Annotated in this window: 18 protein-coding genes; 11 read left to right on the top strand and 7 right to left on the bottom strand. The window is 71.6% G+C overall.

The features are described 5' to 3' along the window. Window positions 1-55 precede the first annotated feature (55 nt). Together efeB and efeO are read right to left on the bottom strand one after the other, a co-directional pair. On the bottom strand, window positions 56-1,384 hold the full coding sequence (efeB, locus tag TU31_RS13760) for an iron uptake transporter deferrochelatase/peroxidase subunit (protein ID WP_042154155.1): 1,329 nt from the start codon (window positions 1,382-1,384) through the stop codon (window positions 56-58). A 24-nt stretch (window positions 1,385-1,408) separates the two neighbouring features. Then, the gene (efeO, locus tag TU31_RS13755) at window positions 1,409-2,563 is read right to left on the bottom strand and encodes an iron uptake system protein EfeO (RefSeq protein WP_042154153.1); all 1,155 of its coding nucleotides are present in this window, start codon (window positions 2,561-2,563) and stop codon (window positions 1,409-1,411) included. A 301-nt stretch (window positions 2,564-2,864) separates the two neighbouring features. Between efeO and TU31_RS13750 the strand changes: the two genes are divergently transcribed. Continuing rightward, entirely contained in the window at window positions 2,865-3,530 is a 666-nt protein-coding gene (locus TU31_RS13750; RefSeq protein ID WP_042154151.1) for a PhzF family phenazine biosynthesis protein, read from the top strand. Window positions 3,531-3,667: 137 nt separating this feature from the next. On the opposite strand, the gene TU31_RS13745 is transcribed toward TU31_RS13750, so the two are convergent. Further along, complete coding sequence (locus tag TU31_RS13745) at window positions 3,668-4,348, bottom strand: biliverdin-producing heme oxygenase (protein ID WP_042154149.1); 681 nt, start codon at window positions 4,346-4,348, stop codon at window positions 3,668-3,670. A 170-nt stretch (window positions 4,349-4,518) separates the two neighbouring features. After that, on the bottom strand, window positions 4,519-5,376 hold the full coding sequence (map, locus tag TU31_RS13740; protein WP_042154148.1) for a type I methionyl aminopeptidase: 858 nt from the start codon (window positions 5,374-5,376) through the stop codon (window positions 4,519-4,521). Window positions 5,377-5,441: 65 nt separating this feature from the next. Between map and TU31_RS13735 the strand changes: the two genes are divergently transcribed. Further along, window positions 5,442-5,684, top strand: a complete 243-nt coding sequence (locus tag TU31_RS13735) for a hypothetical protein (protein ID WP_042154146.1) — start codon at window positions 5,442-5,444, stop codon at window positions 5,682-5,684. Between the two features lie 145 nt (window positions 5,685-5,829). On the opposite strand, the gene TU31_RS13730 is transcribed toward TU31_RS13735, so the two are convergent. Further along, on the bottom strand, window positions 5,830-6,459 hold the full coding sequence (locus TU31_RS13730; RefSeq protein ID WP_042154143.1) for a hypothetical protein: 630 nt from the start codon (window positions 6,457-6,459) through the stop codon (window positions 5,830-5,832). Between the two features lie 160 nt (window positions 6,460-6,619). Between TU31_RS13730 and TU31_RS13725 the strand changes: the two genes are divergently transcribed. Next, window positions 6,620-8,005, top strand: a complete 1,386-nt coding sequence (locus tag TU31_RS13725) for a hypothetical protein (RefSeq protein WP_158894455.1) — start codon at window positions 6,620-6,622, stop codon at window positions 8,003-8,005. Here TU31_RS13725 and TU31_RS13720 read toward each other — a convergent pair. Continuing rightward, complete coding sequence (locus TU31_RS13720; RefSeq protein ID WP_042154139.1) at window positions 8,002-8,976, bottom strand: dihydrodipicolinate synthase family protein; 975 nt, start codon at window positions 8,974-8,976, stop codon at window positions 8,002-8,004. The genes TU31_RS13725 and TU31_RS13720 overlap by 4 nt on opposite strands. Window positions 8,977-9,132: 156 nt before the next feature. Between TU31_RS13720 and TU31_RS13715 the strand changes: the two genes are divergently transcribed. The 7 genes from TU31_RS13715 to TU31_RS13685 all read left to right on the top strand — a co-directional run bounded on the left by TU31_RS13715 (window position 9,133) and on the right by TU31_RS13685 (window position 15,604). Next, entirely contained in the window at window positions 9,133-9,819 is a 687-nt protein-coding gene (locus TU31_RS13715) for a FadR/GntR family transcriptional regulator (RefSeq protein ID WP_042154137.1), read from the top strand. Between the two features lie 232 nt (window positions 9,820-10,051). Further along, window positions 10,052-11,143 (top strand): sialidase family protein, encoded by a 1,092-nt coding sequence (locus tag TU31_RS13710; RefSeq protein WP_042154135.1) that lies wholly within the window; start codon window positions 10,052-10,054, stop codon window positions 11,141-11,143. Then, window positions 11,140-12,465: an ABC transporter substrate-binding protein gene (locus TU31_RS13705; protein WP_042154133.1), complete on the top strand. Its 1,326-nt coding sequence runs from the start codon at window positions 11,140-11,142 to the stop codon at window positions 12,463-12,465. Before TU31_RS13710 ends, TU31_RS13705 begins: the two co-directional genes overlap by 4 nt. Beyond that, window positions 12,462-13,463, top strand: a complete 1,002-nt coding sequence (locus TU31_RS13700) for a carbohydrate ABC transporter permease (RefSeq protein ID WP_078885772.1) — start codon at window positions 12,462-12,464, stop codon at window positions 13,461-13,463. The genes TU31_RS13705 and TU31_RS13700 overlap by 4 nt, the downstream gene beginning before the upstream one ends. Beyond that, window positions 13,460-14,308, top strand: coding sequence for a carbohydrate ABC transporter permease (locus tag TU31_RS13695; protein WP_042154131.1), 849 nt, complete (start codon window positions 13,460-13,462; stop codon window positions 14,306-14,308). The genes TU31_RS13700 and TU31_RS13695 overlap by 4 nt, the downstream gene beginning before the upstream one ends. A gap of 182 nt (window positions 14,309-14,490) precedes the next feature. Then, a complete protein-coding gene (gene npdG, locus TU31_RS13690; RefSeq protein WP_042155373.1) occupies window positions 14,491-15,222 on the top strand; it encodes an NADPH-dependent F420 reductase in 732 nt (243 codons plus the stop codon). A 172-nt stretch (window positions 15,223-15,394) separates the two neighbouring features. Next, on the top strand, window positions 15,395-15,604 hold the full coding sequence (locus TU31_RS13685) for a hypothetical protein (protein WP_042154130.1): 210 nt from the start codon (window positions 15,395-15,397) through the stop codon (window positions 15,602-15,604). Window positions 15,605-15,689: 85 nt separating this feature from the next. Here TU31_RS13685 and TU31_RS13680 read toward each other — a convergent pair whose 3' ends face one another. Next, on the bottom strand, window positions 15,690-16,496 hold the full coding sequence (locus tag TU31_RS13680; protein ID WP_042154128.1) for a site-2 protease family protein: 807 nt from the start codon (window positions 16,494-16,496) through the stop codon (window positions 15,690-15,692). A gap of 171 nt (window positions 16,497-16,667) precedes the next feature. On the opposite strand from TU31_RS13680, the gene TU31_RS13675 reads away from it, so the two are divergent. Further along, the gene (locus TU31_RS13675; RefSeq protein WP_181018599.1) at window positions 16,668-20,168 is read left to right on the top strand and encodes an AfsR/SARP family transcriptional regulator; all 3,501 of its coding nucleotides are present in this window, start codon (window positions 16,668-16,670) and stop codon (window positions 20,166-20,168) included. Window positions 20,169-20,206 lie beyond the last annotated feature (38 nt).

Genomic DNA, 20,206 nt, shown 5'->3' with positions numbered 1-20,206 from the left:
CCCCTTCTTCATGGAGTCGGCGACGGTCCCCGCCGCCGACGGTGGCACGGTGGTGTCAGGCGAACAGCGCCCGGCCCCACCAGTCGTCCGCGTTCCGGACGCCCGGCGGCACCGCGAAGACCGCGGAACCCACGTGCTGGATGTATTCGTTGAGTGCGTCATTGGCCGCCAGCCGCTTCTGGAGCGGGACGAAGCCCTGGCGTACGTCCCGCTGGTAGGCGAGGAAGAACAGCCCCGCGTCCAGCCGGCCCAGCCCGTCCGTCCCGTCGGTGAAGGAGTAGCCGCGGCGCAGGATCCGCACCCCGCCGTTGGAGTCCGGATGCGCCAGGCGGACATGCGCGGTCGGCAGCATCGACTTCAGATGCGGGGTGTCCCGCTCGTGCTTCTTGCCGACCGGTGCGCCCTCGCCCTTGTTCCGGCCGAAGATGTCCTCCTGCTCCTGGAGCGACGTGCGGTCCCAGGTCTCGATGTGCATCCGGATCCGGCGGGCGACGAGGTAGGAGCCGCCGGCCATCCAGCTCTCCTTGCCCTTCGCGTCGCCGTCCGCGACCCACACGTGCTTGTCCAGCGCGGCGGAGTCGGTGCCCGCGAGATTGTGGGTGCCGTCCTTGAAGCCGAACATGTTGCGCGGGGTCTGGGCGTCCGGCGTCGTGGAGGAGGTCTTGCCGAAGCCCAGCTGCGACCAGCGGATCGCGACCTTGCCGAAGCCGATACGGGCCAGGTTGCGGATCGCGTGCACCGCGACCTGCGGGTCGTCCGCACAGGCCTGGACGCACAGATCGCCGCCGCTGCGCGCCTTGTCGAGGTTGTCGCCGGGGAACTGCGGCAGCTCGATCAGCGCCTCGGGGCGCCGCGCCTTGATGCCGAACCGGTCCTTGCCGTCCTTCTCGAACAGCGTGGGGCCGATACCGAACGTCAGGGTGAGCCGCGAGGGCGGCAGCCCGAGCGCCTCGCCGGTGTCGTCCGGCGGCGCCTCCGGCAGCCCGCCGACCGCGCCGTCGCCGACCGCGTCCCCGGCCGTCATCCGCGCCGCGGCCTTCGTCCACTCCTTGAGCAGCGCGATCAGCTCGTCACGGTCGTCGGTGGTGACATCGAACGCGGCGAAGTGCAGCCGGTCCTGGACGGCGGAGGCGATACCGGCCTGGTGGCTGCCGTGGAAGGCGATCGCGGAGCCCGCGGTCGCGTCCGCGCCAACCGGCTGGGCGTCGCCGCCGGTGCGCAGCGCCGCCGCGGTACCGCCGGCCGCGACCGCGCCGAGGGCCAGCCCCGCGCCGCCCCAGCCGAGCAGTGAACGCCGGGAGGGCGCGCGCCCGTCGGTGGTCTGCGCGGCCTCGCCGCCCTCGGTGGCGGTGCGCTCGGTGGACGTGTCGTCGTTGTGCGTCATCGTCTCCCCTTGCCTGGCAGCGGACTACTTGGCGCCGGCCACGGCGGCGGCCAGCTTGGACAGCGGCTCGGCCAGCGCGTTGACCCCGTCGGAGAGCGTCTTGCGCTCGCCCTTGTCGACCGTGTCGTACGAGGCGAAGCCGTCGGCGGAGTCGCTGTCGCGGTGCTTGTCGAGCAGCTCGCCGATCACCTTGAACTGCTTGTCCAGCTCCTTGGCGAGCGCCGGGTCGTTCTTGCCGACGACCGGCTTCAGCAGCTCGTAGGCCTTCTCGGCGCCCTCGACATTGGCGTGGAAGTCGAGCAGGTCGGTGTGGCTGTAGCGCTCTTCCTCACCGGTGACCTTGCCGGTGGCCACCTCGTCGAGCAGCTCCTTGGCACCGTTGGCCATGCTGGTCGGGGTGATCTCGGCCTTCCCGACCCGCTTCTGCCAGTCCTTCAGGTCGGTGATGAGCTGCGTCGCGAGCTTCTTGTCGTCCCCGGAGATCTTCTTCTCCTCCCACAGGGACTTCTCCAGCTTGTGCCAGCCGGTCCACTTCTGGCCCTTCTCCAGGCCGTCGGCGCGCACATCGACCTTGGGGTCGATGTCACCGAACGACTCGGCGACCGGCTCGGTGCGCTCCCAGCCGACCCGCGAGAGCGCATAGGTCTTCTTGGCGGCCTCGACATCGCCGTCCTTGACGGCGTCGGCGAACTTCTGCGCCGCCGGGAGGGTCTGGTCGGCCTGCTCCTGGACGTACTTGCGGTACGCGGCGACCGCGGCGTCCAGCTTGGGGTCACGCTTGGCGGCCCCGCCCTTGCCGCTGGCGGTCACCTTCTGGCGGATGCCGTCGCCCTTCATGCCCGGCTTACAGGCGATTTCGTACGAACCGGCCTTGACCTCGGCGGTGATCTCCGTCCGGGTGCCGGGGCCGATGTTCTCCCGCTCGGTCACGATCCGGTCGCCGGGCGCGTAGACGTAGACCTCGGTGACCTTCGAGCCCTTGTTCTGCACCGCGAACCGGACATGTCCGGCGGGGAATTCCTTGGCGGAGAGCTCACAGCTGGTGTCGGTCGCGGTCACCTCGATGGTTCCCTTGCCGCTGCCCCCTTTGCCGTCGTTCTTCGCGGCGCAGCCGGAGACGGCGGTGACGGCCGTGGCTGCCGCGATGGCGGCGACGGCGGCGGGACGGAGGGCACGCATACAGGGCTCCCAAGCGGGCTCGGATGTACGGAAACGGTGTACGGAACGATAGACAGTGGCCGGGGTCGCCACTAAGGCGGCCCTAACTTAACCGAGGCTTACCTATTCCTGCCCGGCCTGTCGAGTGATCCCGCTCTCACGGACAACGGCCTGATTACGGATTGGCCCGCGCCCGGTCACGGAACCGCCATGCGCCGGTCAAGGTAAGGGGCCTCGTTCGTGAGGGTCCATGACCGCCGGAATTCGGCCACCGCCGCCGGGCCCCTGTCGCCCCCTCCGGGCTCTGCTGTTCACTGTCCGGATGATTGATCTTGAGGTGCTCCGGGTCTTCTGCGGACCGGACGGGGGCGGCGGCAATGAGCTGGGCGTGGTCCGCGACGGGGCCGCGCTCCCCGGTGCCGACGCCCGGGCCGCGCTCGCCGCCGAACTCGGCTTCAGCGAAACCGTCTTCCTCGACGATGCCGTCCACGGCACCGTCGACATCCACACCCCCAGCGTCCGGCTCCCGTTCGCGGGCCATCCGCTGGTCGGTCTGGCCTGGCTGCTGCGCAGCTCGGGGCGGCCGCCGCGCACCCTGCGCCCGCCGGCCGGTGAGGTGGCGGTCCACTTCGAGGGGGAGGTGACCTGGGTGCGCGGGCGCGCGGAGTGGGTGCCCGCCCGGACGACCCGGCGGTACGCCTCGGTGGCCGAGGTCGACGCGCTGCCCGCGCCGCCGCCGGGGGAGGGCTGGCTCTACGCCTGGGCCTGGCAGGACGAGGCCGCGGGCGTGGTCCGCGCCCGGGGCTTCCCGCGCCGCGGCGACGGCATCGCCGAGGACGAGGCGACCGGCGCCGCCGCCATGCTGCTCACCCATGAGCTGGGCCGCCCGCTCGACATCCACCAGGGCACCGGCTCCCGGATCCTCACCCGCGCCCATCCCGACGGCACCATCGCCGTAGGGGGACGGGTGTGCCGCGCCACCCCCTGACCCGGAAGGGCGACCCGCCGCCCCCGGAGGCATCAACGAGCAGGCTTCCGGCGGCAGTTGAGGAAGTGCGGGTGTCGGCGACGGTTGACGCGGAACGGGCGTCGGCGGCGGTTGACGCAGAACGGGCGACCGGGCCGTTACGCGCTCAGCGGGAACTGCTCGCCCAGCTCCCGGAAGACCGCGCTGTTCAGCCGGAAGGCCCGCTTGCACTCGTCGACCACCCGCTGCTTCTCCAGGTCGTCCACGGGCAGCGCGTCCAGCAGCGCCCGGTACTCCCGCTTGAAGGCGGCGGGGTTGGGGATGTCCTCGAAGACGTAGAAGCGCACCCCGTCGCCCTTGCGGGCGAAGCCCCAGGTCTTCTCGGCGGTGCCGCGGATGATCTGGCCGCCGGAGAGATCGCCGAGATAGCGGGTGTAGTGGTGGGCGACGAAGCCGGCCGGCCAGTCGCGGGCGCAGGTCGCCACCCGGTCCGCGTAGGCGGCGGTGGCCGGCAGTGGCGCCAGGCCGGTGCGCCAGGACGGCCCGCCGAGATGGGTGAGGTCGCGCTCCAGTGCGGCGGTGCGGGCCAGCTCCGGCCGGAGGAAGGGGCCCGCGACCGGATCACCGGCGAGCGGCCCGGAGGCGTCCTCCAGCGCGCGGTAGACGAACCACAGCTGCTCGGTGTAGCGCCGGTAGGCCCCGACGCCGAGCCGGCCGCCGAGCAGATCGCTCATGAAGGAGGAGTTCTCGGCCTCCGTGTGCTGCTCGTGGGACGCGGTGCGGATCACCGTCGAGAACGGAGCGGACGGAGCGGGCGGGGTCGGGCTGGACGCTTCCAAGACGGACCTCCGGGGACCGAGGGCAGCGGACGGGAACAGGCCGGCTCCGCCGAGCCGCCGAACTTAGGGTTACCTAACCTGCGGTCCGCGTCAACCCGTTCCCGACGTCCTGTCGGTACGAGCCTACCCCTGTTCCCGACGTGCTGTCGGTAAAGAGTTTCCCGCTCCCGTCAGGGCAGCGTGAGGATCTCCGCCCCGGTGTCCGTGACCACCAGCGTGTGCTCGAACTGCGCGGTCCGCTTGCGGTCCTTGGTCACGACCGTCCAGCCGTCGTCCCACATGTCGTAGTCGTAGGACCCCAGCGTCAGCATCGGCTCGATGGTGAAGGTCATGCCGGGCTTGATGTCGGTGGTGTGGTGCGGGCTGTCGTAGTGCGGAACGATCAGGCCGGAGTGGAAGGAGGAGTTGATGCCGTGGCCGGTGAAGTCACGGACCACTCCGTAGCCGAAGCGCTTGGCGTACGACTCGATGACCCGGCCGATGATGTTGATCTGCCGGCCCGGCTTGACGGCCTTGATCGCGCGGTTGAGCGCCTCCCGGGTGCGCTCGACCAGCAGCGTGGACTCCTCGTCCACGTCGCCGCACAGGTAGGTGGCGTTGTTGTCGCCGTGCACCCCGTGGATGTACGCGGTGACGTCCAGGTTCACGATGTCGCCGTCCTTGAGGACGGTCGAGTCCGGGATGCCGTGGCAGATGACCTCGTTGAGCGAGGAGCACAGCGACTTGGGGAAGCCGCGGTAGCCGAGCGTGGACGGGTAGGCGCCGTGATCACACATGAACTCATGGGCGACCCGGTCCAGTTCGTCGGTCGTCACGCCCGGCGCGATCAGCTTGGCGGCCTCCGCCATCGCCTGCGCGGCGATCCGGCCGGCGATCCGCATCTTCTCGATCGTTTCGGCATCCTGCACCTCGGGCCCCGTGTAAGGGGTGGGTGCGTCCTTCCCGACGTACTCGGGGCGCCGGATCGAGGCGGGGACGGGGCGGGTGGGGGAGATCTTCCCCGGGACAAGAAGCGACTGGCCAGACATGTCAGCGAGTGTATCCGCGAGCCGTCGGGCAGGATGGTGGCACGGAACATCCACAGGAGGCGGCAATGGCGCTGTTCAAGAGGCGTACGGTCGGCAAGCCGGGCGAGTGGTACTACTGCCTCAAGCACGGGACGGTCGAAGAGGGGCCCGAGTGCCGCGCCGCAGACCGCTTCGGCCCGTATGCCACACGCGAGGAGGCGGCGCACGCCATGGAGACCGCCCGCGAGCGGAATGTGGAGTGGGAGACCGACCCGAAGTGGCATGACATGGACGCGGGCAAGGGGAAGACCGGCGCGGAGGGCGACTAACCGACCGGGCCGGGGCCGCAGGGGCCTCCCGCACCGGCCCCGCACCCGGCCCGTTCTCGGACCGCTGCCGGGTCCTTGCCCTGGGTGCCGGCCCCGGGGGCGGCACAAGCCTGGGTGATTTCCGGCACGGGGGTGGGGCGGAAAGCTACCAGCGGGGCGGCGGTGGCGCGGTCAGCTGATCGGCGAGACGGGCCAGCCGGTCACGGAAGCGGCGGCGGCCGCGGGGTGCGGGCAGGCTGTTCTCACCGGCGGCCGCGCTCACCAGATGCTGGACGGTGTCCAGGTCGAGGTCCGACGAGTCGCCGGCCGCCGCGTCGGGCGGGGCCGGGGGTGCGGCGAGCGCGTCATGGGCCAGGGTGTGCAGATCGCGGTTGCCGTCGTCCAGGGCGAGCACCGTGGCGCCGTTCCGGCGGGCGTCGTGCACCCGCTCCAGCAGCTCGGCACCCGGCTGCCCCGGCGCCACGACCAGCAGCGTCTCGCCCCGCCCGGCCGCCTCCAACCGGCCCAGCCCGACCGCCAGATGGGCCGGCGCCCCGCCCGGCACACGGTGCCGCACCAGGGTCGGTGACAACTCCGGCAGTCCCGACCAGGCGGCCTCGTCGTCCAGATGCGCGGCCAGATGCCAGGGCTCGTACGCGGCACTGCCGACCAGCAGCAGCCCGCCCCCGTGCGGAACGACGGCACCCCGCAGCGCCCCGGCGAAGCGGCGGGTGGCCTGAATCCACTCGGTCCCCGCGAGAACCTCACGCAGCAATGCGACCCGTACGGCATCCATGGTTCCGCATCGTGCCGCAGCACGGCCCTTTTCGGTCGCCGTTTCAACCGGTGTCACCCGTACGGGACTTGGGGCGTGCGGGTCGCCGGCGGGGGCCCATCCGGGGCAATTGCCGCGCGGCGCCGCGGAGAGCTGATCGGACTGCTCTTAACTTTGGGCCATGCCCACAATTCCCGCACGCCCGGTGAAAGGTACGGTGAATGCTTCCGCACGCCGCATGAAGGGCGCGTGGCATTCCCTGCTGTCCGTCTGGAACAAGGCATTTCTGCCCCGGAGTCGGGTGCAGCTGCTCTGCGCTGTCCTCGTCTTCGAAGCCCTGCTGTTTGCCGGCAGTGCCATCTATGATGTGATCAAGTATCCGCGTGAGCAGGTTGTTTCGGCGGTGCTTCGGATGGTGATTGCCATCCTGAACGGGGTCGCTGCCTGGCGCGTCTTCCAGGAGCTCAAGAAGACGTTCCACCAGCATCGCCGAAGCGGGGCGGTGGACGCGTGGCGGGAGCCGGTCGTGCTGGTCGCCCAGGCGTCCTCCATTCCCATGCTCTTCATTCCCGTCTGGGTCGAGATCTACAGTCCCATTCACGATGAATTCTGGGACCTGCTGGTGACGGTTGTCGCGGTTTTGTTGGTCGCTTTTGCGGTGACCGTCATCGTCCGCGCCTTCGCCTTCGATCACATTGAGCTGTCGAAGATCGGAACGGCGGCCATTGCCTTGCTGCCCTTGGCGGGAGTGCTCCAGTTCTGGTACATGAACTTCTACAAGCCGACGCATGACAGCCCTCGCGTGAGTGTGACTTCGCGACTCGCTGAGCTGGGGCACTCTCGCGGTGTCTCGCACCTGCGGGGAGAAATCACCCTCCACAACGAAGGGTCGGCGCCCGCCGATATTCTCGGTGCCATGTATACGGTGCGCGGCTACCGCATGCAGTCGGCCGAAGGAATGCCCGCACGGAAGGTGGTCGAGCAGCTGGACGGGGCCACCGCGAACCAAACGCACCTGGGTAAGTACGTAACGCTCTTGACGTTCGACGATGTCATGCAGTCCGGCGAAATCTTGATGCCGGGGCAGAAGTGGTACAAATCGTTTGTGTTCGATGCGCGGGGCGAAAAGCAGGACATGGTTCGCCTCGTTGTCCATCTCTCGACGCTGACACATACCGGCGACTCGACAACGTCCCGTACGTGTAGCGGAAAGTTTCACCTGGAAATTGCTCCGGAGGCGCCGGGGAGTGCTAAGTGCACTCAGACCAGGTTGCCTTCGCAGAGTCTGATGCGCATGGTGCTCGGCGACCAGCCGATTGCTCGTACGATCAGATTCTTCCCGTCGAAGGTGAAGGAGGCACAGAAGAGGCTGCTGGCGAAATCTCGGGTGAAGGTGAGCAAGAAGGAGAAGACGGCATCTCTGTATACGCGATTCCAGTCCGCCGACCATAAATTCAAGGGCAGGCCGGCTCGGTTCAAGAAGGAGGAGAAGGAGGCGGAAGCGATCGATGCCCTGGTGCGGGACCAGAACACCGAGAGCATCGCCGAGATGCGGGTGGATCCCTAGGGGGTGGCCGCGCCGTCCCGCTTCAGTAGCCCTGCCTCCCTGAGCCGACGTCCTACCTCCGCCACGGAGTCGTCGCTCAGCGGGCGTTGGGGGAAGGCGGTGGCGCTCCGGTCGATCACGCCGAGGAGGTGGAGGGCCGCCTTGAACGCACCCAGGGCGGAGGAGCTGCGGCCCATCTCGGTCTCCGGGCCCACGTCGACCAGGGAGAAGAGGGTGACCAGGCGTTCCTGTTCGGCGGCGGCCTGTTCCCAGTCGCCGGACCGGGCGGCGTCGTAGAGGCGTACGTAGGCCGCCGGGTCGACATTGCCGATGCCGGGGACGACGCCGTCGGCACCCGCCAACAGGGCGGCGTCCACGGTCAGTTCGGAACCGGTGAGGACCGAGAAGCCGGGGGCGGGGCCGGTGTGCCGCGCGGTGCGGCCGCCGAGCGCGGTGAGCAGACGGCGCAGCGAGCCCTCGTCACCGCTGCTGTCCTTGAGCCCGGCGAGGGTGCCGTCCTCGGCCAGCTCCCGTACCAGCGACGGGGACAGCTTGCTGTGGACGGCGACGGGGATGTCGTAGGCGAAGAGGGGGCGGTCCACGGCCGTGCGCAGATGGCGGAAGTGGGCGGCGATCTCCCGGGGGTGGGTGCGGGTGTAGAAGGGCGCGGTGGCGACCAGGGCGTCGGCGCCCAGCGCGGCGGCGGTCCGGGCGTGGTCGAGCACCCGGGGCGTGGTGGTGTCGATGACCCCGGCGAGCACCGGGACCCGGCCGTCCGCGGCCTTGATGACGGCCTCCAGGGCGGTGCCGCGCTGGGCGTCGGTGAGGTACGCGACCTCGCTGGTGGAGCCGAGCGCGAACAGGCCGTGCACGCCGCCGTCGACGAGGTGGTTCACCAGGCGCGTCAGGGAGGCGGTGTCGATCTCGCCGCGCGGGTCCAGCGGGGTGCAGACCGGCGGGATGACGCCGTGCAGGGGGGCGGGCAGTGCCATGGGGGCTCCGGGCTCTGATCGGACAGGACATGGGATGTCCTATGTCGAGCACAATAGACCTGTTCACAGGCGGTCGGTCAAGGATCAGCGGCCACGGCGGGGCAGGTGGCGGAGGGCCGGCGGCGCGGCAGACGCGGGAGCGGGAGAGGGAGATTCATGGCGCGAGGGACGATGTCCGAGGATGTGCAGGCCCAGATCAAGCAGCTGATCCTGAACGGCCGGCTGACGCCGGGGGATCCGCTGCCCACCGAGGCCGAGCTGGTCGCCCTGCTCGATGTCAGCCGCAACTCGGTGCGCGAGGCGCTCAAGGCCCTCCAGGCCATGCGCATCGTGGAGATCCGGCACGGCTTCGGCACCTATGTCGGCCCGCTCACCCTGGAGCCGTTCGTCGAGGGCGTCGCCTTCCGTGCCGCGGTCCGCCACCACCAGGGCGAGTCGAGCCTGTACGAGCTGATGGAGGTCCGCGAGGCGCTGGAGGCGGGCCTGATCGGCGCCGTCGCCCGCAATGTGCCCGCCGAGGACCTCGCCGTCCTCAGGGGGCTGGTGCAGCGGATGGCGGAGGAGGCGCGCGGCGGGCAGGTGCAGAGCGCCACCGACCGGGCCTTCCATCTCGCCCTGTACCGCTCGCTGGGCAACCATCTGCTGAGCGAGGTGCTGGACGCGTTCTGGGCGGCGCTGCGGCGGGTGCGGGAGGACCTCTCCGACGACCGGCCCGATCCGCTGGTGACTCATCGTCAGCACCAGGAGATCGTGGACGCGTTGGAGGCGGGCGACGGCGACCGCGCCGTGAAGGCCATACACCGGCACTTCGACGGCATCCGGCGGCAGCTGTCCGAGCAGTGACTTAGCGGCGTGCGGCGTGCGGCGTGCGGCGGTGCGGCGGTGCGGCGGTGCGCGGTCACGGCACCGGTGCGGGGATGACCGGTCCCGTTCACCGGGATGTCACCCCGTGTCGGTGTGCCCGTCGCCGACCCGAAAAGGCGTCATGTGGGCCGTCTTGACGGTCAGTTGGGCACTCCCTATGGTCACCGCAGGACGAGGGACATCCTACGTCCTTGCCCATTGGGGGTGACCCATGGCGTACGAGAGCTCAGTGCCGTACCGGGCCGGGACCGAGGGGTACACCAGCTTCCGGATCCCCGCCGTGGTCCGGGCACGCTCCGGGGCCCTCCTTGCCTTCGCCGAGGGCCGGGTCTCCTCGGCCGCCGACTCCGGCACCATCCACCTCGTCCTCAAACGGTCCGCGGACGGCGGCCGTACCTGGGGCCCCCTCCAGGTCGTCGCCCGCAACGGCACCGGCACCGCGGGCAACCCGGCACCCGTCGCCCTCGACAGCGGCCGGTTACTGCTCCTCCAGGTCCACAACGCCGCCGACGCCACCGAGGACCGCATCCGCCGCGGCCAGGTCCCGCCCGCCGACGGCCGCCGCGTCCGGCTCCAGTACAGCGACGACGACGGCGCGACCTGGAGCCCGCCCCGCGAGATCACCGACCAGGTCAAACAGCCGCAGTGGCGGTGGTACGCCACCGGCCCCGGACATGCGCTCCAGCTGCGCCACGGCCCGTACGCCGGGCGGCTGCTCGTCCCCGCCAACCATTCCACCCCGCCCGCCGACCCCAGGGACGACGGCACCGAACCCCGCTACAACGGCGGCCACGCCCTGCTCAGCGACGACGACGGCGCCACCTGGCGGATCGGCTACACCGACGGCGCCACGGACCGCTCGGTCGGGCCCAACGAGACCACCGCCGCCGAACTCCCCGACGGCAGCGTCTATCTGAACTCCCGCAATGAGGCCCCGTCGGCCTGGCGGCGCGTCGACGCGGTCTCGACGGACGGTGGTGAGCACCTCATACGCCCCTTCCGGCCGCAGGCCGGGCTCACCGGACCCGCCGTCCAGGGCAGCGCACTGCCCCTCGGCGACCACGGCGCGCTGCTCTTCTCCGGGCCGGCGCACCCGTCGGCCCGTGCCCTGATGACCCTGCGCACCAGCCGCGACGGCGGGCTGACCTGGCGGACCGCGCACACCGTCACCGGGCTCCCGGCCGCCTACTCCGACCTCGTCCGCCTCGACCGCGACAGCGTCGGACTGCTCTACGAGACGGGCGACTTCAGCGCCTACTCGACGATCACCTTCCGCCGCATCCCCGTGGAGGAGCCGACATGACCAGCAAACCCCTGCACCGCAGAACGGTCCTGGGCGGGGCGGCCGCCCTCGCCGCCGGCTTCGCGCTCGCCGGCTGCGGCGACGACGGCGACGGCCGGGCCCCCGAGGAGCGCAAGAAGGGCCAGCGGATCAGCCTGACCTTCTGGTCCTGGGTGCCGGGCATCGACAAGCCCGTCGACCTGTGGAACCGCAAGAACCCGGACGTCCAGGTCAAGGTCGAGAAGGTGTCGGCCGTCAACGGCCAGCAGTACGCGAAGATGCACGCCGCCATCAAGGCCGGCAACCCGCCCGACCTCGGCCAGATCGAATTCCCGGTCGTCCCCAGCTTCCTCCTCGACAACGGGCTGCTGGACCTCGCCCCGCTCGGCGCCGCCCGTCACAAGGACAAGTTCTCCGGCTGGCAGTGGCAGCAGTCCGTCTTCGGCAAAAGCCTCTACGCCATCCCGCAGGCCTCCGGGCCGATGGGCCTGTTCCTGCGCCAGGACCTCTTCGACAAGTGGGACGTGCCGACCCCGCGGACCTGGGACGAATACGAGACCGCCGCCAAGGCCGTCCGCAGGAAGGGCGCCTGGATCGAGACCTTCGCGCCCACCAACGGCAACCGCTTCGCCGGCCTCGCCTGGCAGGCCGGCGCCAAGTGGTACGGGACGCACGGCGACACCTGGATCGTGCACCTCGACGACGAACCCACCCGCCGGGTCGCCGACTACTGGGAGTCCCTGGTCCGGCGGAAGCTCGTCAAGACCATCCCGGACCGGCAGAACGCCTGGTACAAGGACCTCCAGACCGGCGCCATCCCCGCCTGGGTGGGCGCCAGTTGGGGCGACGCCCTGCTGGTCGGCAACGCGCCGGGCACCAAGGGGAAGTGGCGGGCCGCACCGCTGCCGCAGTGGAAGGCGGGCGAGCAGGCCTTCGCCAACTGGGGCGGCTCGACCACCGCCGTCTTCGCCAAGGCCCGCTACCCCAAGGACGCCCTGGACTTCGCCGTCTGGCTCAACACCGACCCGGAGTCGGTCAAGCTGCTGATCGACGGCGGCTACGGCTTCCCCAGCGCCAAGAAGGGCTACGCCACCACCGACCTCGACGTCGACAAGGACTTCTTCGGCGGCCAGGCGTACAGCAAGGTCTTCGCAGACGCCGGCGCGCATGTCGACACCAGCTGGCGGTGGGGACCCGGCGTGGACACCCTCTACCAGCGGCTCGGCGACGCCTTCACCGACGCGCTCGCCGACGGCAGCTCCTTCCGCTCGGTCCTGACCAAGGTGCAGCGCCAGACCCTCGCCGACCTCAAGGGCAAAGGTCTCAAGGTGGAGAGCGGATGAACCGGGAGGTGCTGAACCGGGACACCCTGAGCCGGCCGGCGGCGGTCACCCCGCGGCCGGCCCGCCGCAGCCGCCGCGGGCCCCGGCGCCGTGCCTCCCGCAGCGAGGCCCGCAACGCCCGCGCCGCGGCCGTGTTCGTGCTGCCCTTCTTCGCCCTCTTCGGCCTCTGCTTCCTCGCCCCGATCGGCTACGCCCTCCACCAGAGCCTGTTCACGACCGAACGGACCGGCCCGCTCGGCCTCGGCGGCCAGGAGCGCGAGGTCTTCGCGGGCCTTGCCAACTACGCGCAGGCGCTCGCCGACGACCGGTTCCTGACCGGTTTCGGCCGGGTGCTGCTCTTCGGCGCCGTCCAGATCCCGCTGATGATCGTGCTCGCCACCGCCCTGGCCCTGCTGCTGGAGAGCGCGAGCGCCCGCGCCGTCCCCTTCTTCCGCAGCGCCTTCTTCCTGCCGTACGGCGTGCCCGGTGTGATCGCCTCGATCCTGTGGGGCTTCCTGTACGTGCCGGGCATCAGCCCGCTGGTGAAGATCGCCGGCGCCGTGGGCTGGGACCTCGACTTCCTCTCCCGCGGCACCGTCCTGTGGTCCATCGCCAACATCGTCACCTGGCAGTTCACCGGCTACAACATGCTGGTGCTGATCGCCCAGCTCAAGGCCGTACCGGGGGAGTTGTACGAGGCCGCCCGGATCGACGGGGCGAGCGCCTGGCAGGTCGCCCGGCACATCAAACTCCCGCTGATCCGGCCGGCGCTGGTGCTCACCGGTGTCTTCAGCATCATCGGCACCCTCCAGCTCTTCGCCGAACCCATGGTGCTGCGCCCGCTGGCCTCCTCCATCGACTCCGGTTTCACCCCCAACCTGCACGCCTACAGCGAGGCGTTCGTCGGCAACGACCAGCATGCGGCGGCGGCCGAGGCGGTGCTGCTCGCGCTGGTGGCGTGCGTGCTGTCCTTCGGCTTTCTGCGACTGGTCGGCGGGCGCGCGAAGGAGCGCGGATGACCCGGCCCCCGGTCCGCTACCGGATCATCACCGCCTCCCTGCTGGCCATCGCCGCGCTCTACTTCCTGGTCCCCGTCTACTGGCTGGCCGTCTCCGCCACCAAGAACAGCGCCGACCTCTTCGGCACCTTCGGCTTCTGGTTCTCCGACCATCCGCGCCCCGTCGCGTACCTCCTCGACGTCCTCACCTACGACCACGGCAGCTACGCCCGCTGGTTCGCCAACTCCCTCTTCTACGCCGGGGCCGGCGCGGTCTGCGCCACCCTGCTGTCCGCCGCGGCCGGCTACGCGCTGGCGAAGTTCCCGTTCCGCGGCCGGGAGGCGCTGTTCAACGTGGTGCTCGCCGGGGTGCTGATCCCCGGCACGGCACTGGCCCTGCCGCTCTACTTCCTCTTCAGCGCGATCGGCCTGGCCAACACCTACTGGGCGGTGCTGATCCCCAGCATGGTGAGCCCGTTCGGCGTCTATCTGTGCCGGATCTACGCGGCTGCCGCGGTCCCCGACTCGCTGCTGGAGGCGGCCCGGATCGACGGCGCGGGGGAGGCCCGGATCTTCGGCGGGCTCGGGCTGCGGCTGATGACCCCGGCGCTGGTCACCGTCTTCCTCTTCCAGTTCGTACACATCTGGAACAACTACTTCCTGCCGCTGGTGATGCTCTCGGACTCCGGCCTCTACCCGATCCAGCTGGGCCTGACCTCCTGGACCGGCTACGCCGACCGCCAACCCGTGCTCTACCAGTACACGGTGGGCGGTGCGTTCCTGTCCGTGGTGCCGCTGATGGTGCTGATGACGGTGCTCCAGCGCTACTGGCGCACGGGGCTGACCGAGGGGAGCGTGAAGGCGTGAGGGGGATGGGGGGTGAGGGGGGACGGCGACGGGATGGCGGGGTGCGGTGACCACGCGACCGGGTCGGGGGCGTGGCGGTGGCCTGGCCGCTGCGACGGCGTGCGGGACGTGGCGGCCGCGGGGGCCGGATTGCTGTCGAGGGCATGACCGGCCTGCCGTCGGCGCGTGACAGTATCGCTGTCATGACTACTTCTGACGCTTCCCGGTCCCCGAACGCCGCGACCCGTGCGAAGGCCGCCCTCCAGCGCGACCCCTGGGACCTCCCGGACGTCTCCGGTCTGGTGGTCGGCGTCCTCGGCGGCACCGGCGACCAGGGCCGCGGCCTGGCGTACCGGCTGGCCAGGGCCGGCCAGAAGGTGATCATCGGTTCCCGGGCCGCCGAGCGCGCCCGGACCGCCGCCGAGGAGCTCGGCCTGGGCATCGAGGGCGCGGAGAACGCCGAATGCGCCCGGCGCAGCGATGTCGTGATCGTCGCGGTGCCCTGGGAGGGCCATGCCAAGACCCTTCAGGCGCTCCGCGACGAGCTGGACGGCAAGCTCGTGATCGACTGCGTCAACCCGCTCGGCTTCGACAAGAAGGGCGCCTACGCGCTCAAGCCGGAGGAGGGCAGCGCCGCCGAGCAGGCCGCGGCCCTGCTGCCCGGGGCCCGGGTCACCGCCGCGTTCCACCATCTGTCCGCGGTGCTGCTCCAGGACCCGGAGACCGAGCAGATCGACACCGATGTGATGGTGCTCGGCGAGTCCCGCGCCGACACCGATGTGGTGCAGGCGCTGGCCGCCCGTATCCCCGGTATGCGCGGTGTCTTCGCCGGCCGGCTGCGCAACGCCCACCAGGTCGAGTCGCTGGTCGCCAACCTGATCTCGGTCAACCGCCGCTACCGGGCCCACGCGGGGCTGCGGGTCACGGACGTCTGAGGCGGCCCGGTCCGGTGGAGTCGCGGGCTCGAAAAAGCCGTGGGCTCCTCCCCCCACCCCCGAACCCACCCCCGCCCCCTCCCCCGAAGGGGGAGGAGGGGGAGGGGGCGGGGGAAGCGCGGGCATGGGGGACACTGGGGAGGTCCGACCACTCCCGACAGGAGCCGCCCCCATGTCCCTCTTGCCCCCGCCCGGCCCGGCCCGGCGACTCGCCCTGATGGCCCTCGCCGTGTGCGTCCTCTCCGTCGCCGCGGCGGTCGTCGCCTTCGTGGAGGGCAGCTTCGTCGGCGTCGTCTGGATCCTGCTGGCGGGCATCTCCAGCAACATGGCGTGGTTCTACCTCCGCAAGGCGAAGATCCAGCGGTCCGGGGCAGCCGGCTGACGTCCGACGGCCCGTGCCGGCGCCCGGTCGCCGGGAGCAGCCGGAAGCCGTTGTCTCCGACGCCGGGCTGTCGGCGCCCCTGACGTCAGAACAGGCCGCCGGTCTGCGGGAGCTGCGGTGCGCCCTGCCAGAAGCGGAAGTACTGCTGGCCGATGAAGGTCTCCAGATCCGAGACGCCGAGCCCGCGCAGGATCGCATCGACCAGGTCGAAGAACACCCGGTTGACCTCCGGCACCCACAGGAAGACGAAGACCGCCAGCAGACCGAACGGCGCGAACGGCTCCACCTGCCGCCGCACCTTCCGCGACAGCCAGGGTTCGAGCACGCCGTAGCCGTCCAGCCCCGGGACCGGCAGGAAGTTCAAGATCGCCGCGGTCACCTGGAGCAGGGCAAGGAAGGCCAGCGCGTAGCGGAACACGGCCGGTACGCCCGCCAGCGCATGCAGCCAGAACGGCGCCGTGCACACCGCCGCGAAGAGGATGTTCGTCAGCGGCCCGGCCGCCGAGATCAGGCTGTGCCGCCAGCGCCCCCGGATCCGGCCGCGCTCGATGAACACCGCACCGCCCGGCAGTCCGATCCCGCCCATGATCACGAAGATCACCGGCAGCACGATGCTCAGCAGCGCATGGGTGTATTTCAGCGGGTTCAGGGTGAGATAGCCCTTCGCCTCCACCGAGATGTCACCGCTGTGCAGCGCGGTGCGCGCGTGGGCGTACTCGTGCAGACACAGCGAGACCACCCAGCCGGACACCACGAAGGAGAACACCGCGACGCCGGTGTACTCCCCGAGCGTCCCGTTCCACACGGCCCATCCCGACACGGCCATCACGGCGGCGAGCGCGAGGAAGACCGGGCTGACGCGACGGTCGGCGCGCCGGATTGCTGTGGTCATGGTGCGGGCTCCCGGGTTCTGGTGAGGGGCAGCCATGACCGTAACCGCGGCAGGGCGCGCGGCGCACGGCCCCCGCGGAACTGCTGCCTCCGCGGGACCCCTCCTCGGTCCCCGTGCCCCGAATACGAAAGGCGATACCTGCCGGCTTCCGCGTTGCACGACAATGGGCCGGTGCATTACGGAATTCTCGGCACCACTCAGGCCGGACGGGCCGACGGCACCCCCGTCGCCCTCGGTGGCGCACGCCTGCGTGCGCTGCTCGCCGCCCTCGCGCTGCGACCCGGCCGGGCGCTGTCCCCGGAGTTGCTGATCGGCGACATCTGGGGCGCGGACCCGCCCGCCGACGCGGCCGGAGCACTCCAGGCCCTGGTCGGCCGGCTGCGCCGCGCCCTGGGCCATGCCGAGATCGCCTCGGTCGACGGCGGTTACCGGCTGTGTGCCGAGCCCGAGGCCGTCGATCTGCACCGCTTCGAACGGCTCGCGGCGGAGGGCGGCCGGGCGCTGGCCGACGCGGATCCGGCCCGGGCCGCCGCCCTGCTCGATGACGCCCTGGCGCTCTGGCGCGGTCCGGCCCTCGCCGATCTCCCGGACGCGGGCGTCGAGGTGGCCCGTGCCGAGCGCCGCCGGCTGGACGCCCAGTGCACCCGCCTCGCCGCCGATCTCGCCCTCGGCCGAGCCGCCCAGGCGCTGCCCACGCTCCTCGCGCTGTGTGAGGACCATCCCCTCGACGAGCCCCTCCAGGCCCTGCGGCTGCAGGCCCTGCGCGCCGCCGGCCGTACCGCGGAGGCCCTGGCGGCCTACGAGGAGATACGCGTCGGCCTCGCGGAACGCCTCGGCGCCGACCCGGGCCCGGAACTGCGCACCCTGCACGCGGAGCTGCTCCGGCCCGCGCCACCGCATCCGCCGGTGAATCCCCCGCCGCCGCTGATACCCGGCGCCCCGGCCACCGCCCTCACCGGCCCCGCCCCGAACGGGACCGGCACGTCGTACGGCACGACCACGTCGTACGGCACCGGCACGTCGTACGGCACCGCCACCGCACACGGCATCGGGACCCCCCACACCGGACCCCATCGCCACGAAACCCACCCCGCCCCTCACCCCCACCCCCGCACCGGCAACCTCCGGCCCCGGCTCACCTCCTTCGTCGGGCGGGACAGCGATCTGGCGGCGATCCGCGACGATCTGGCCGCGCACCGGCTGGTGACGCTGCTGGGCCCCGGTGGCGCCGGGAAGACCCGACTGTCGCAGGAGGGCGCCGAGACCGCCGCGGCCGCCTCGCCGGAGGCCTGGCCGCACGGCGTATGGCTGGCCGAGCTGGCACCGGTGGACGATCCGCAGACCGTGCCCGAGGCGGTACTGACCGCGCTCGGCGCCCGCGAGACCGTCGTCCGCGGCACCACCGCGGAAGGTCTGCGCGCCGCCGCCGACCCGACGGCGCTGGACCCGCTCGCCCGGCTCGCCGAGCACTGCGCGGGACGCCGGATGCTGCTCGTCCTCGACAACTGTGAGCATGTGATCGACGCCGCGGCCGAGCTCGCCGAACGGCTGCTGGCCGACTGCCCCGGGGTGACGGTGCTGGCCACCAGCCGGGAGCCGCTGGCCGTACCGGGCGAGGTGCTGCGGCCGGTCGAGCCGCTGCCCGACCCGGTCGCGCTGCGGCTGCTCGCCGACCGCGGGGCCGCCGCCCGCCCCGGCTTCCGGGTCGAGGACGACCCGGAAGCGTGCACCGAGATCTGCCGGCGGCTGGACGGGCTGCCGCTCGCCATCGAACTCGCCGCCGCCCGGCTGAGGTTGCTCTCGCCCCGGCAGCTGGCCGACCGCCTCGACGACCGGTTCCGCCTGCTGACCAGCGGCAGCCGGACCCTGCTGCCCCGGCAGCAGACGCTGCGCGCCGTCGTGGACTGGTCCTGGGAACTGACCGATGAGCCCGAACGGGCCGTGCTGCGGCGGCTGTCCGTCTTCGCCGGCGGGTGTGATCTGGCCGCCGCTGAGGAGGTGTGCGCGGGCGACGGGGTCGACGGACGTGAGGTGGCCGGGCTGCTCGGCTCACTGATCGACAAGTCGCTGGTGGTGGCGGCGCCGGCCGGCGAGGCGGACGGCGCCGGCAGCGGTGGGCAGATGCGCTACCGGCTGCTGGAGACCGTGGGGGAGTACGCCGGGGAGCGGCTGGACGAGACGGGGGAGCGCGCCGCCGCCGAGCGCCGCCATCTCGTCGCCTACCGCGAACTGGCCCGTACCACCGACCCGTTGCTGCGCGGGCCCGGCCAGCGTGCCGGTATGGAGCGGCTGGAGCTGGAGCACGACAATCTGCGCACCGCGCTGCGCCGTGCCCTGGCCGCCGGGGACGAGCACGAGGCACTGTGCCTGGTGCTGTCCCTCCAGTGGTTCTGGTCGCTGCGGGACCACCGCAGCGATGCCCGGCACTGGGCGACCGCGGCCGCCGCGCTCGGCCCCAACCCCTTTGCCGCGCCTGCCGAACCCGCCCCCGACCTGCACGAGCGCCCCATCGACGGACCGCCGCCGATGGCTCCCGAACAGCTGCTGGAGGCCCGCCGTGAGGTCCGGCTGGTCGCGCTCGCCAGCATGGACAGCGATATCGCGGCGCTGCGCGATCCGGTGCTGAAGGAGGAACTGGCGGGGATGCTCGCCGCCTACCGCCCCGGCATGCCGCAGACCTGCAAGGTGCCCGGCGTGATGTGGTTCTACGCGGTGCTGATCACCGGGCAGGTCGACGAGCTGGCGGAGCTGGTCGACGGCGCGGTGCGGGCCTGCCGCGACTTCGGCTACGAGTGGGAGCTGGCCTACGTCCTCCAGCTGCGCTCCAAGGTCTTCAACGACCATCCCGGCGGGCTGGCGCAGGCGGCCCGCGATGCCGACGAGGCGCTGCGGCTCTTCCTCCGGATCGGCGATGCCTGGGGTGCGGCCGAGGCGCTGTCGGGGCGCGGCGAGACTCATGAGAAGCGAGGTGCGTACGGGGCGGCGGCGGACGACTACCGGGCGGCGATGGTGCATGCCGAGGATCTGGGCGCACACGGCCAGATCCTGCTGCTGCGCTGCCGGCTGGGCGCCGTGCTGATCGAGGACGGCCAGGCGGAGGCCGGTGAGCGGATGCTGCGCGAGGTGCTGGCCGCTGCCGCGAAGGGCAACAGCGGCCGGGACACCGAGCCGTTCGCGCGGCTGACCCTCGCGATGTGGCTGGCGGTGACGGGGCGTCTCCAGGAGGCGCGGGCCGAACTCCGGCGCGTCGACGAGTTGTTCACCCCGCGCGCCCCCGACGTGTTCGCCGGGATGCTCCAGGCCTTGCGGATCTCGCTGGATGTGGACGAGGGGCACCGGGAGGCGCTGCTGCCGAGGTTCCGGCAGTCCATGGAGCTGATGCAGGACTCCATGGCGCGGATGGTCGCGCCGGACCTTCCGGTGGTGCAACTCCTCACCGGAGCACGGGTGTTGATGGCCGAGCGCGGCGAAGCGGCGGGCCGGGACGCGGCGCGTCTGGTGGGTGCGTACGACGCGCTGCGGGCGGACGGCCAGGTGCCGTCGCAGATCATCCGCAGGGACCGGGCCCGCACCGAGGCGGCGGCGCGGGCGCTGCTGGGCGATGCGGCGTATGCCCGTGCGTACGCCGAAGGCAGTGGCCTCTCGCTCGGGGAGGCCACCGCCCTCATCTGACGCGAGCCGGGCGAAAGGCCGTCCCGCGGGGAAGCCCC

The organism is Streptomyces lydicamycinicus (assembly GCF_000829715.2).
Lineage (GTDB): Bacteria > Actinomycetota > Actinomycetes > Streptomycetales > Streptomycetaceae > Streptomyces > Streptomyces lydicamycinicus.
Note: the sequence above shows the minus strand (reverse complement) of the source record. Positions and strands in the feature narration are given on the sequence as shown.